The organism is Ancylobacter sp. SL191 (assembly GCF_026625645.1).
In the GTDB taxonomy this organism is placed as follows: Bacteria; Pseudomonadota; Alphaproteobacteria; order Rhizobiales; family Xanthobacteraceae; genus Ancylobacter.
In genome coordinates this window covers 1,957,985-1,970,899 of sequence record NZ_CP113056.1, presented here as the reverse complement: position 1 = coordinate 1,970,899, position 12,915 = coordinate 1,957,985, and the positions used below count along the sequence as shown (strand labels likewise).

At 70.3% G+C, this 12,915-nt stretch carries 11 protein-coding genes; 6 read left to right on the top strand and 5 right to left on the bottom strand.

What is annotated here, in order from left to right; genetic code table 11:
* Positions 1-17 precede the first annotated feature (17 nt).
* Together OU996_RS08885 and OU996_RS08880 are read right to left on the bottom strand one after the other, a co-directional pair.
* Entirely contained in the window at positions 18-1,001 is a 984-nt protein-coding gene (locus OU996_RS08885) for a site-specific tyrosine recombinase XerD (protein WP_267585235.1), read from the bottom strand.
* The gene (locus OU996_RS08880; protein WP_267585234.1) at positions 998-1,141 is read right to left on the bottom strand and encodes a hypothetical protein; all 144 of its coding nucleotides are present in this window, start codon (positions 1,139-1,141) and stop codon (positions 998-1,000) included. Before OU996_RS08880 ends, OU996_RS08885 begins: the two co-directional genes overlap by 4 nt.
* A 187-nt stretch (positions 1,142-1,328) precedes the next feature.
* On the opposite strand from OU996_RS08880, the gene OU996_RS08875 reads away from it, so the two are divergent.
* Genes OU996_RS08875 through OU996_RS08865 form a run of 3 tightly spaced genes read left to right on the top strand, consistent with a single transcriptional unit; the run spans position 1,329 to position 4,336 of the window.
* On the top strand, positions 1,329-1,919 hold the full coding sequence (locus OU996_RS08875; RefSeq protein WP_267585233.1) for a shikimate kinase: 591 nt from the start codon (positions 1,329-1,331) through the stop codon (positions 1,917-1,919).
* Positions 1,916-3,052, top strand: coding sequence for a 3-dehydroquinate synthase (gene aroB, locus OU996_RS08870; protein WP_267585232.1), 1,137 nt, complete (start codon positions 1,916-1,918; stop codon positions 3,050-3,052). The genes OU996_RS08875 and aroB overlap by 4 nt, the downstream gene beginning before the upstream one ends.
* A 9-nt stretch (positions 3,053-3,061) precedes the next feature.
* Positions 3,062-4,336, top strand: coding sequence for an HlyC/CorC family transporter (locus tag OU996_RS08865; protein ID WP_267585231.1), 1,275 nt, complete (start codon positions 3,062-3,064; stop codon positions 4,334-4,336).
* 81 nt (positions 4,337-4,417) lie between these two features.
* Here OU996_RS08865 and OU996_RS08860 read toward each other — a convergent pair whose 3' ends face one another.
* Positions 4,418-4,726, bottom strand: a complete 309-nt coding sequence (locus OU996_RS08860; RefSeq protein ID WP_267585230.1) for a BolA family protein — start codon at positions 4,724-4,726, stop codon at positions 4,418-4,420.
* Positions 4,727-4,836: 110 nt separating this feature from the next.
* On the opposite strand from OU996_RS08860, the gene OU996_RS08855 reads away from it, so the two are divergent.
* The 3 genes from OU996_RS08855 (at position 4,837) to cobT (ending at position 8,802) form a co-directional block, all read left to right on the top strand.
* Entirely contained in the window at positions 4,837-5,454 is a 618-nt protein-coding gene (locus tag OU996_RS08855) for a J domain-containing protein (protein WP_267585229.1), read from the top strand.
* A gap of 55 nt (positions 5,455-5,509) precedes the next feature.
* Complete coding sequence (cobS, locus tag OU996_RS08850; RefSeq protein WP_267585228.1) at positions 5,510-6,496, top strand: cobaltochelatase subunit CobS; 987 nt, start codon at positions 5,510-5,512, stop codon at positions 6,494-6,496.
* A gap of 242 nt (positions 6,497-6,738) precedes the next feature.
* On the top strand, positions 6,739-8,802 hold the full coding sequence (gene cobT / locus OU996_RS08845; RefSeq protein WP_267585227.1) for a cobaltochelatase subunit CobT: 2,064 nt from the start codon (positions 6,739-6,741) through the stop codon (positions 8,800-8,802).
* Between the two features lie 902 nt (positions 8,803-9,704).
* Here cobT and OU996_RS08840 read toward each other — a convergent pair.
* Positions 9,705-11,396: a heme biosynthesis protein HemY gene (locus tag OU996_RS08840; RefSeq protein WP_267585226.1), complete on the bottom strand. Its 1,692-nt coding sequence runs from the start codon at positions 11,394-11,396 to the stop codon at positions 9,705-9,707.
* Positions 11,393-12,859, bottom strand: a complete 1,467-nt coding sequence (locus tag OU996_RS08835) for a COG4223 family protein (RefSeq protein WP_267585225.1) — start codon at positions 12,857-12,859, stop codon at positions 11,393-11,395. Before OU996_RS08835 ends, OU996_RS08840 begins: the two co-directional genes overlap by 4 nt.
* Positions 12,860-12,915: the final 56 nt, after the last annotated feature.

Below are 12,915 nucleotides of genomic sequence, written 5' to 3'. Positions count from 1 at the left end.
ATCTGCTCCCGCCACACCTACTCGCCGCCGATGTCCCCGAACGGGTGGAGGTCGCGCACGAGGCTTTTGAGCCGCTCGTCGAGCACATGGGTGTAGATCTGCGTGGTCGAGATGTCGGTATGGCCGAGCAGCGTCTGCACGATGCGCAGCTCCGCGCCATGGGCCAGAAGATGGCTGGCGAAGGCGTGGCGCAGCACATGGGGGGACAGTGTGGCCGGGTCCAGCCCCGCCGCCACGGCGAGATCCTTCAGGTCGAGCGCCACCTGCTGGCGGGTGATGTGGCCGCTTGCCGCAGCGGACGGAAACAGCCAGCGCCCGCCCTCCCCGGCCTTGCCGGCGCGGGGGGCCTTCTCGGCCGGCTTGGCGCTCATGGCCCGCGCCTGCGCCTCGCGATAGGCGCGCATCGCCACCTTCGCGGCCTCGCCGAGCGGGACCAGCCGCTCCTTGTTGCCCTTGCCGCGCACGATGATGGCGTCGCCCTTGGCGCTGGCGGCGGAGGCCGGGAGCGCGGCGAGTTCGGAGACGCGCAGGCCCGTGGCGTAGAGCAGCTCGACGAAACACGCGACCCGCGCCCGCCGCGCCGCCTCGCCCACGCTCAGCCCCGCCTCGCCAGCGCGGGCATGGGCGGTGTCGATCAGCGCGGTCACGTCCTCCTGGCTCAGCACCTTGGGCAGCGGCCTGGTGCGGCGCGGGCCTTCCAGCACGGCGGAGGGATCGTCGCCGCGGTGATTCTCCACATAGAGGAAGCGGTGATACTGCCGCAGCGCCGAGAGCCGCCGGGCGATGCTCGCCGCCGCGAGGCTGCGGGCGGAGAGCTCGGCGAGATAGGCGCGGATGGCGGCCGTGTCGGCCTCCAGCGGCCCCACGCCCTCGGTGGCGAGAAAGGCCTCGTAATCCTCGATGTCGCGGCCATAGGCGGCGAGCGTGTTGGCGCTGGCGCCGCGCTCGGCGGCGATCATGTCGAGAAACAGCGCCGCCGGACGGCGAGCGCCCGCGCTCACGGCGTCTTCCGGTCGAGCGGCACGTTGACGCTCATCTCGCGCGGCATCGGCTCGACGAGATTGGCCAGCGCCCACATCGCGCCATAGCCGATGCCCGCGATGACACCGAGGATGACGAGAAGGCGGATAAGGCTCGGCATGTCAGCTTCCGTGCGGCGGGCGGGCCGGTGATTCGGTCGGGATTTTCCGTAATCTCGATCCTAAGGTGTTTCCGGGCCTTTAAGGAACGGCGGGAAGGCGGGCAGCAGAGGCGGTGCATCAAGGCGGTGCATCTCATTGCGTCGCGTGCCGCCCGATGATAGGTCGCGCTTGGGAAATGGCACGGCGATGACGGTCGAAACGGACGAGAGCAAGGCAATAGAGCTGCGGGACCGGCTGGGGACGCGCTCCATCGTTCTGGTCGGCATGATGGGGGCCGGCAAATCCTCCGTCGGCAAGCGCCTGGCGCGCCGGCTGTCGCTGCCTTTCGCCGATGCCGATACCGAGATCGAGCAGGCGGCCGGCAAGACGATCCCGGAAATCTTCGCCCATCACGGCGAGCCCGCCTTTCGCGACGGCGAGAAGAAGGTGATCGCGCGCCTGCTGGAGACCGGGCCCATGGTGCTCGCCACCGGCGGCGGCGCCTTCATGAACGCGGAAACCCGCGAGGCCATCGCCCGGCTGGGCGTCTCGGTCTGGCTCAAGGCGGAACTTGACCTGCTGCTGCGCCGCGTGCGCCGGCGCGACGACCGCCCGCTGCTCAAGACCGAGGATCCCGCCGGCACGCTCGCCCGGCTCATCGACCTGCGCTACCCGGTCTATGCCGAGGCGGCGGTCACGGTGGTGTCGCAGGACGTGCCGCAGGACGTCATGGTCGAGGAAGTCATCGACGCGCTGCTGGGCCATCTGCCCGCGCCATCCACAGGAGAGCCGACTTGACCGAGGCCGCGACGCTGACCTCCGACATCACCCGGCTCGGCGTCGGGCTTGGCGAGCGCAGCTATGACATCGTCATCGGCCCCGGCCTGCTGGCGCAGGCGGGCGCGCGCATCGCCGCGCTGCGTCCGGGCGCCCGAATCGGCATCGTGACCGACCGCAACGTCGCCGAACGGCATCTCCCGGCGGTCGAGGCGTCGCTCATCGCCGCCGGGCTGACGCCGAGCGCCATCCTCATCGAACCGGGCGAGAAGTCCAAGTGCTTTGCCGTTTTCGAGGAGGTGGTGGACGCCCTGCTCGCCGCCCGCATCGAGCGGCGTGATCTTGTTCTCGCGCTGGGCGGCGGCGTGGTCGGCGATCTCGCCGGCTTCGCGGCGGCGGCGCTGCGGCGCGGGGTCGATTTCGTGCAGGTGCCGACCAGCCTGCTGGCGCAGGTCGATTCCTCCGTCGGCGGCAAGACCGGCATCAATTCGCGTCACGGCAAGAACCTCGTCGGCGCCTTCCACCAGCCGATCCTCGTGCTGGCCGATGCGGATGTGCTGGACACGCTGCCCCTGCGCGAATTCCGCTCGGGCTATGCGGAAGTGGCGAAATACGGCCTCATCGACAACGCGCCCTTCTTCGCCTGGCTGGAGCGCAAATGGCAGGACGTGTTCCGGGGCGGGGCCGCGCGCATCGAGGCCATCGCTACGAGCTGCGCCTCCAAGGCCGCCGTCGTCGCCCGCGACGAGAAGGAGACCGGCGACCGCGCCTTGCTCAATCTCGGCCACACCTTCGGCCATGCGCTGGAAGCCGGCGCCGGCTTCTCGCAGCGCCTGCTGCATGGCGAGGCGGTCGCCATCGGCATGGCGCAGGCCTTCCGCTTCTCGGCCCGGCAGGGGCTGTGCGCGCCGGCCGATGCCCAGCGCGTGGAAGCCCATCTCAAAACCGTCGGCCTGCCGACGCGCATCAAGGACATTCCCGGCGAACTGCCGGACACGGACGGGCTGATGACGCTCATCGGTCAGGACAAGAAGGTCTCGCGCGGTGCGCTCACCTTCATCCTCGCCCGTGGCATCGGCCAGAGCTTCATCGCCCGCGACGTGGACGGGGCGGATGTGCGGGCCTTCCTTGAGGAAGAGCGCCGGGCCGGGTAAACATCGGCCATGACCGCTTATGACTGGATCGCCCTCGGCGCCGTCGTCGCCTGCCTGCTCTTGTCCTTCTTCTTTTCCGGCAGCGAAACGGCGCTGACCGCCTCCTCCAAGGCGCGCATGCACGCGCTGGAGAAGAACGGCGACACGCGCGCCGCGCTGGTCAACCGCATGATGAGCCAGCGCGAGCGGCTGATCGGCGGCATCCTGCTCGGCAACAACCTCGTCAATATCGGCGCCTCCTCGCTCGCCACCGGCATTTTGCTGGCGTGGTTCGGCACCGCCGGCATCGCCTATGCGACGATCGGCATGACGGTGGTGGTGGTGATCTTCTCCGAGGTGCTGCCCAAGACCATCGCCATCAATCACCCCGACCAGGTGTCGCTGCGGGTGGCGCGACCGATCCAGATCATTGTCGGCCTGTTCGGCCCGCTCACCCTCGCCATCGAGGCCTTGGTGCGGGCGCTGCTGCGCGCCGTCGGCGTCTCGCTCGGGGCCACCACCAGCGTGCTCTCCGCCTCCGAGGAACTGCGCGGCGCGGTCGATCTGCTGCACCGCGAGGGCAGCGTGGTGAAAGACGAGCGCGACATGCTCGGCGGCCTGCTCGACCTTTCCGAGCTGGAAGTCTCCGACATCATGGTCCACCGCACCAAGATGGCGAGCCTCAATGCCGACGAGCCGCCGGAGAAGATCGTGCGCGAGGCCCTCGCCTCGCCCTTCACCCGCCTGCCGCTGTGGCGCGAGCGGCCGGACAATATCGTCGGCGTGCTGCACGCCAAGGATCTGCTGCGCGAGCTTCAGGCGCTTGGCAACGACGTCACCCGCCTGTCGGTGGAGAAGATCGCCCGCGAGCCCTGGTTCGTGCCGGATGTCACCTCGCTGGCCGACCAGCTCAAGGCCTTCCGCCGGCGCAAGCAGCATTTCGCCCTCGTCGTCGACGAGTATGGCGAGGTGATGGGGCTGGTGACGCTGGAGGACATTCTCGAGGAGATCGTCGGCGATATCACCGACGAGCATGACCGCGCCTTCACCGGCGCCCGCCGCAACCCGGACGGCTCGGTCAGCGTCGAGGGCTCGGTGCCGATCCGCGACGTGAACCGCGCCATGGGATGGGATCTGCCGGACGAGGAAGCCACCACCATCGCCGGCCTCGTCATCCACGAGGCGCGCATCATCCCCGAGCCGGGACAGACCTTCCTGTTCCACGGCTTCCGCTTCCAGGTGATGCGCAAGCAGCGCAACCGCATCACCTTGTTGCGCGTCACCCCGCTGGCGCGGGCGGCCTGAGCGCCCGCGGGCTCTTCAATTTGACGCCCGCGCGCCCATATAGGCGGGGAACTTCCGGGCGGGGAACCAAGATTGCGTCCGCTACTCGCCCGGCGCCTTGGCCTCGATGGCGAGGGCGTGCAGGCCGCGCGACAGTTCATCCGCCAGCAGGCCGTTCACGATCCGGTGACGGGCCAGTCTGTTCTGTCCGGAAAACGCCTCCGCGACGATCCGCACACGTAAATGCGTGAGCTGGCCGGGACGGTGGCCGCCATGGCCCTCATGGCGGTGGCTCTCATCCTCGAGTTCCAGCACGCTCGGGGACAGCTCGGCGAGGGCGGCGCGCACGCGGGCCAGCGCCGCGGCGACGGCATCGCCAGTGGGAAGGCTTGGGGAGGCAGGGATTGTCATGGACGTTGCGCTAGCTCCGGACACACGGGGCGTCAATATCGCCACCGGGGACGGTGACGAACAGGTGGTTTCTTGTATACCTCGCCAGCCAGCCGCATAATCGACGGATCATGAAGCTCGACTCTCCCTTCTTCGACCGCATCCGCGTGAAGCCCGACCGGGACCGCCGTCTCAAGGCGGAGTGCCCGCAATGCGAGTGGGCGGGCTGCGACAAGCCGGCGACGCACCGCGCGCCGAAGGGGCGGCACAGCGAGGGGCAGTTCTGGAACTACTGCTTCGACCATGTGCGCGCGTACAACCAGTCCTACAATTATTTCGCCGGCATGCCGGACGATGCCGTCACCGCCTACCAGAAGGACGCGCTGACCGGCCATCGCCCGACCTGGAAGATGGGCATGCGCGGCGCCGGCAAGACCGCCGAGACCGCGCGCCGCCACGCGCCCGAGGGCTTCGCCGACCCATTCGGCGTGTTCGGCGAGATGGGCGGCACCGAGCGCCCGGACCCCGCCCCGGCGCGCGAGAGCCGCATGGTGCGCAATGTCGAGCGCCGCGCCTTCGAGTCGCTGGGGATGGAGATTTCCGCCACGCCGGAGGAGATCAAGGCGCGCTTCAAGGTTCTGGTGAAAAAATACCACCCGGACGCCAATGGCGGCGATATTTCGACCGAAGACCGCCTGCGCGACGTGATCCAGGCCTATAATCATCTGAAGAACGCGGGCTTCGCATAAGCGCCGCACCTGCCAGACAAGCCCGCGTGCATTTCGGCGCGGCAACGGAGGAAGAATGACCGCCTCGCCCACGCAAACCGCCCCGCTGCCGGACATGAAGGTTTCGGTCCGACAGGTGTTCGGGCTCGATGTCGATCTCGACGTGCCGGCCTATGCCGAACCCGACGCCTATGTGCCGGAAGTCGATCCCGACTATCTGTTCGACCGCCCGACCACGCTCGCCATCCTCGCGGGCTTCGCGCATAACCGCCGCGTCATGGTCACCGGCTATCACGGCACCGGCAAGTCGAGCCACATCGAGCAGGTGGCGGCGCGGCTGAACTGGCCCTGCGTGCGCGTCAACCTCGACAGCCACATCTCGCGCATCGACCTGATCGGCAAGGACGCCATCGTGGTCCGCGACGGGCTGCAGGTCACCGAGTTCCGCGACGGCATCCTGCCCTGGGCCTACCAGAACAATGTCGCGCTGGTGTTCGACGAGTATGACGCCGGCCGCCCGGACGTGATGTTCGTGATCCAGCGCGTGCTGGAGAGCGCCGGCCGCCTGACGCTGCTCGACCAGAACCGCGTCATCCGCCCGCACGGCGCCTTCCGCCTGTTCTCGACCGCCAACACGATCGGCCTCGGCGACACGACCGGCCTCTATCACGGCACGCAGCAGATCAACCAGGCGCAGATGGACCGCTGGTCCATCGTCACCACGCTGAACTATCTGGCGCATGACAAGGAAGTCGACATCGTCCTGTCCAAGGCGAAGTACTTCCAGACCGAGGGCGGCCGCGACACGGTGGCGCGCATGGTCCGCCTCGCCGACCTCACCCGGCAGGCCTTCATCAATGGCGACCTGTCGACCGTGATGAGCCCGCGCACCGTCATCACCTGGGCCGAGAATGCCGAGATCTTCCAGGATCTCGCCTTCTCGTTCCGCGTGACCTTCCTCAACAAGTGCGACGAGCTCGAGCGCACGCTGGTGGCCGAGTTCTACCAGCGCTGCTTCGGCAAGGAACTGGCCGAATCCGCCGTCAACGTCGTCATGTCCTGACGCCGCCTCCCTGCGCGGGGAGGACATCCAGCACCCAAGGTGCGACCCGCCAAAGGGCCGCACCCTGCGGTCCCGTTACCGGGCCGCCTCTCCCTTGGAGCGCGATCCGATCCAATTGAATCAATCGGATCGGTAAATCGCCCTCTAAGTCGACGAGAGAGAACGCGTTCTCCCGCCAGCTTGCGTGGCAAGCCGGTGGGCGCGTGCTCTCGGGAGATCATGCCAGCAACAAGGCCCGCGCCATGAGCACCTCGAACCGCCCCAACCGCCCGGCCCCCAAGGAAGCCCCGACCGAGCCGCTGAAGCGCGCGGTGACGGGCTGCCTGCGCGCCATTGCCGGCGACCGCGAGATCGAGGTGAGCTTCGGCGCCGACAAGCCGGGCTTCGCCGATGGCCGCGCCCGCCTGCCCGAGCCCTCGCGCCGGCTCTCCAAGCAGGAGGCCGCCATCATGCGCGGCCACGCCGATTCCATGGCGCTGCGCATGGCCTGCCACGACCCGAAGGTCCACAAGCGCCTCGTGCCGATGGGCCAGCAGGCGCGCGCCGCCTTCGAGGCCGCCGAGCAGACCCGCTGCGAATCGCTCGGCGCCATCCGCATGGACGGCGTGGCGCTCAACCTGTCGGCCATGCTGGAAGACCGCTACCAGAAGGCCAATTTCGCCAACCTCTCCGACCGCTCCGACGCGCCGCTGGAACACGCGCTCTCGCTCATCCTGCGCGAGCGCATGACCGGCATGGCACCGCCGGCGGCGGCGCGCGAGATGGTCAATCTCTGGCGCGGCTTCATCGAGGAGCATGGCGCGCGCGCGCTCGACGAGCTCGCCACCTCCGCCGACAATCAGGGCCGCTTCGCCGAGGCGATGCGCGACCTGCTCTCCTCGCTCGGCATGGGCGAGGACATCGCCCCGTTCGACGAGAACAACGACCCCTCCACCGACGCCGACGACCGGCGCGACGAGGATAATGGCAAGGGCAGCGAGGCCGAACCGGACGAGAATTCCGAGGGCACGACCGAGGTCGACAGCGACCTGTCCTCCGACCAGAACCCGGAGGAATCCGAGGAGCAGCAGGAGCAGCCGACCTCGGAACTCTCCGACGATGCCGAGCTCGGCGAGGCGGACGATGCCTCCGAGCCCTGGCAGCCGCAGCAGGCCGTGCCGAGCGAGCCCCGCGCGCCGGAATATCACCCCTTCACCCCGCGCTTCGACGAGACGGTGAACGCCGACGAGCTGTGCGATCCGGAGGAGCTGGCGCGGCTGCGCGCCTATCTCGACAAGCAGCTCACCCATCTTCAGGGCGTCGTCGCCCGCCTCGCCAACCGCCTCCAGCGCCGGCTGATGGCGCAGCAGAATCGCGGCTGGGAGTTCGACCTCGAAGAGGGCATGCTCGACCCCGCGCGCCTGCACCGCATCATCACCGACCCGATGCAGCCGCTCTCCTTCAAGCGCGAGCGCGACACCGATTTCCGCGACACCGTCGTCACGTTGCTGCTCGACAATTCCGGCTCGATGCGCGGCCGCCCGATCACGGTCGCCGCCGCCTGCGCCGACATTCTCGCCCGCACGCTGGAGCGCTGTGGCGTGAAGGTGGAGATCCTCGGCTTCACCACCAAGGCGTGGAAGGGCGGGCAGGCGCGCGAGGCGTGGTTGTCGGCCGGCAAGCCGGGCGCGCCCGGCCGGCTCAACGACCTGCGCCACATCATCTACAAGGCGGCGGACGCCCCGTGGCGCCGCGCCCGGCGCAATCTCGGCCTGATGATGCGCGAGGGGCTGCTCAAGGAAAACATCGACGGCGAGGCGCTCGACTGGGCGCATAACCGCCTGCTCGCCCGCAACGAGCAGCGCCGCATCCTGATGATGATCTCCGACGGCGCGCCGGTCGACGATTCCACTCTGTCGGTGAACCCCGGCAATTATCTGGAACGCCATCTGCGCTGGGTGATCCAGCAGATCGAGGACAAGTCCCCGGTCGAACTGATCGCCATCGGCATCGGCCATGACGTGACGCGCTACTACAAGCGTGCCGTCACCATTGTCGACGCCGAGGAGCTGGGCGGCGCGATGACGGAAAAGCTCGCCGAGCTGTTCGACGAGAAGCCGCGCGGCGAGGCCCGCAAGCCGCGCTCCACCGCCCCGATCAACCTCGCCAAGCCCGGCGGCACGCCGGCGGGCGGCCCCGGTCGCGGCCCCGCCGGGGGTTTGGGCGGTGGTGGCGGCGGCAAGGGCATCGGCACCGCCCCCGGCCGCCCGGTCTCCGGCAAGGCCAGCCCCTCCCCCACCCACATCCCCACCCGCCGCGTGCAGTAGCGGGCGGGGCGGGCCGCTCCGGCGCGCTCTCGATCCCGCCGACGTTACCGCTTCATGGCGTCATCCCGGCCCCTCGGGTCTTGCCTACGGCAAGCCCAAGGGCAGGCTCCGCGCAGCGCAGAGCCGGGATCGTCCGCCGCGTACGTTGCGCAGCATCGGCCCGCGATCCCGGATCGGCCTGCGGCCGTCCGGGATGACGACAGGGGCGAGACAGACGCGACAAACGCGACAGCCCAGCCAATACACCGTCATGCCCGGGCTTGGCCCGGGCATCCACGCCTTCAACGCGACGCGCCCCGGCAAACGTCATGGATCGCCGGGTCCAGCCCGGGGATGACGGGTTGGGGGACGCGCCACGTGACGCGGCGATTGGCCGGGTATGGGGCGCGCAGCATCGGCCCGCGATCCCGGATCGGCCTTCGGCCGTCCGGGATGACGACAGGGGCGAGACGGACGAGAGAGCCGCCGCCCCGGCCGCCCGCACACCGTCATGCCCGTCCCCGGACTTGATCCGGGGATCAACCCAGGCATCCACGTCTTCCGTCGCACGCACCCCTTGAATTCCCCCAACGGCACCCCATCTCCTGTTCACCCAGCCAGGAAAGGGCTGTCGGCATGGTGGCGCCTCGTCAGCGTCTCGTCGGCAGGAAAGCGGTTAGGACGGATGTACTCCGACCGCCTTTCGTCCCTCCGGTCGCCTTGACCAGCGACCGGGTCTTGGATGGGAGACGCTCCGCAAGGAGTGGCAAGCGCGCCGAGAGGCGCGCTTTTTCTTTGCGCCAAAGGTTCCGCGCCGCGAGCCACGCTTTCTCTTTGAGTTAAAGGCTGCGCGGAGAGAAGCGCGCAGCGCTGACCCCCTGAACGAAAAAGGCGCGCCACCGGGGCGCGCCTTTGTTGGGAAATCACACGCCGTAAGGCGGGCGCGTGGTGCCGGCGGGCTCGTCGGGGAACGGGCCGGGGCCGGGATCATCCGGCAGATGCGGCATGGCGACCACCGGCGCGCCGGCCGGGCGCTTTACCGCCTCCGCCGGGGCCGATTCCAGCTTGATGTCGGGCTTAGGCGTGGCTTTGGCGGCTTCCGCCTTCACACCCTCGGCCTTGCTGCCCTCCACCTTGACACTCTCCGCCTTGGCGGGCGCGGGCGTGAGGTCGATCACCTCCGGGCGCGGCTCGACCTCGGGGGCAAGCGGCGCCGGATCCTCGCCGGCCAGATCGACCACCGGCGCCTCGGGCGCCGCCACCGGGCGGGCGGCAATGGCGGCGGCGATGGCCGCCTTCACCCGCTCGGCCTCGTTCTCCAGCATCGGCGTCGTGGCAAGACCGGGCGGCAGCTTCCACTCGAAAGCGTCGAGCTTGCCGGTGACCGGCGAGACCGGCCCCCAGGCTTCCGCCACCACGCCATCGGCCACCCAGGCCGGATCCTGCTGCGCGCGCACGGCGCGGGCGGTCCATTCGCGGGCCTTGCCGACATCGCCATGCTCGGCCGCTTCCAGCTCCGCCATCAAGAGGCAGACACGCTGCGTCGGGTTGCCGAGCAGCGGCGCCAGCGCGGTGCGGGCGACGTCGAATTCCAGCGCGTCGATGGCCGCGCGGGCGAGCACCATGGCGCTCTCCGGGTGCGCCGGCGCGCGGGCGGTCAGCGTGCGGATGCGCTTCAGCCGCTCGCGCGAGGCATCGCCGGGGCGCAGATGCAGATAGGTCTCGGCGAGATCGGGATGCGGGGTCGCCGCATAGGCGTTCTCGACGATCTTGGAGGCCTTGCGCGTGTCGCCGGCAGCGCCGAGCAGGCGGCCGGCAATGTCAGCGGCGGGCACCAGGGTCGGGGCGAGACGGGCGGCCTCGACCGCCTTGTCGCGGGCGATGGCGGGGTCGGAAAGCTCGATCGCCTGCGCCTGCGCGGCGAGCAGCACGGCGCGGCGGCGGCGATGGGCGGCGCGGTCGAGCCCGCCATGGGCCGCCTCGCGCTCCAGCATGGCCAGCGCGCCGGTGAAGTCGCCCTTGAGGCAGCGCGCCTCGATGACCGCATCCGCCGCCCAGGCAAGGCCCGGCTCGTGCCGCGCGGCTTCTTCCGCCGCCATCAGCGCGGCATTGGCGTCGCCACGCCGGCGCGCTTCCACATGGAGGCCGCGCAGGCCGAGCAGGCGGGTGCCCGGCGCGTCCGCCATGGTGCGGAACGCCGCCTCGGCGCCCGCCGCGTCGCCGGAAAGCTGCGCCGCCTGAGCGGCGAGCAGGCGGGTGAGCGGTTCATGGCCCATCAGCCGCTCGGCGTCATTGGCGGCGCGGCGCGCGCCCATCACGTCGCCCGAGCCGACCGCGACCAGGCCACGCGAGATCGCCGCCCAGCCCTTGTTGCGCCGACGGGTGCGCCAAGAGCCGGCGATCAGGTCCGGCGAGCGCAGGATGAAGCGCAGCAGCGTCCAGATCAGGATCGCGGCGGCGATCACCGCCAGCAGCGCGCTGGCGGCGACCAGCACGCTGGTCTCGATGTGCCAGCCCTGCCAGTCGAGGGCGATCTGGCCGGGGCGGTCGGCGAGCCAGGCGACGCCGAAGGCGATGGCGGCGAGGATCAGCAGATAGACGACGATGCGGATCACTGGGTTCCTCCCGCAAGGCTGGCGAGCACATGATGGCTCAGCCCGCCAATGGTGGCGAGCGCCGCCTGCCGCTGCTCAAGGCTCTCGATCACCGGCGCGACGGCGGATTTGCCCTCGGCCGGCAGGCCGTTCAGCGTCGCCAGCGCGCCGGCATAGTCATTCCGCTGGAGCTGGGCGCGGGCCGTGGCGACCGCTTCGGCATCGGCGCCCATCGGGGCGTCGTCGCTGCGGCGGACGGTGACGAGGCCCTTGGCGCTCTCCACCAGCCGGTCGAGCACGCCGGCATCGGCCGGCGCCGCCACGGCGGACGGCGCGGGGGTGGTCGCGGCCTTGAGCTGGTCGGCCAGCGCCGGGCCGGTGCCGTAGCCGCTCGCGGCCTTCGGCTCGAGCGCGGCAAGGCCCTCGCCGCCGGCGCCGAGCAGTGCGCGAGTCGCCTTGAGTTCGGTGGTGAAGGGCTGGCCGCCGCTCACCGCCGCTTGCAGCGCGCTCAGCGCGACGAGCTGTGCCGCGCCCTGCCCGCTCGCCTGCTGCTGCTGGGCGACGGTGGCGAGGCGCTGCTCCAGCGCGCTGATGCGGGCGGTGGCGGTGGCGAGATCCTGCGGCGAGGCGGCCGGCGGCGGCGCCGGAATGGCCGCGACCTGCTGCTGCAGCGCCTCGACCTTGCCGGACAGCGCCGTCACCTGCTCGGGCGCGACCGAGGGGGCGGGCGCGGGCAGGCCATCCACCTTCTGCTGGAGCGCGTCGAGACGGCTGCCGAGCGCGGCGACCTCTTCGGGCGAGGTGGCGGGAGCGGGAGCGGCGCTGTCGGCAATCCCGTTCACCCGTTCGCCGACATCGGCGAGGCCGGATTCCAGGGCGTCGAGCCGGGTCGCCAGATCCTGCGGCAGGTTGATGTTCGCGGCCGGCGCGGCACCGCCCGCGGCGCTTTCCATCGACTCCACGCGCTGGCGCAGATCGAGCGCGCGCGCTTCCAGCTGGGTGATGGCGTCGGCATTCTGCTCGGCGCTGTAGAAGGTGTTGACCACGGCGAGCGCCACGGCGGCGCCGATGACGCCGGAGGCCAGCGCGGCAATGAGGCCGGTCACCAGGCCCATCTGCCGCTTGGGCGCGGGCGCCTCGGCCGGCGTGCCCGGCAGTTCAGCGGCGTGGACCGGTTCGGGCGGCGGGGTCTCGGAAGGCGCGTTCTCGGCAGCGTCGGCGTCCGCCTGGTCCTTGGTGTTCACGGTGTCCGTATCCTTCAGCGATCCGCCATCGGCATCGAGCACCGGCACCTCGGCCGGCGCCGTATCCTCGCTCGGCGGCGTGTCCTTGGCGGCGCCGGGCGGCGGCACTTCGGTCGCCGCGAGATCGAGCGTCGGTGGCGGACGGCGGCGGGACTTGCCGCGCGCACCCGCCTCAAGCGCCTCGTGATCGGTCTCGGTCGCCGATCCGGTGGGTTCGTGTTTGGAGTCTTTGTTCGCCACGTGCGTACCTCCCCGAGATCATAAAGCGCCGACCCGCCCTCGGTTCCCGGGATAGA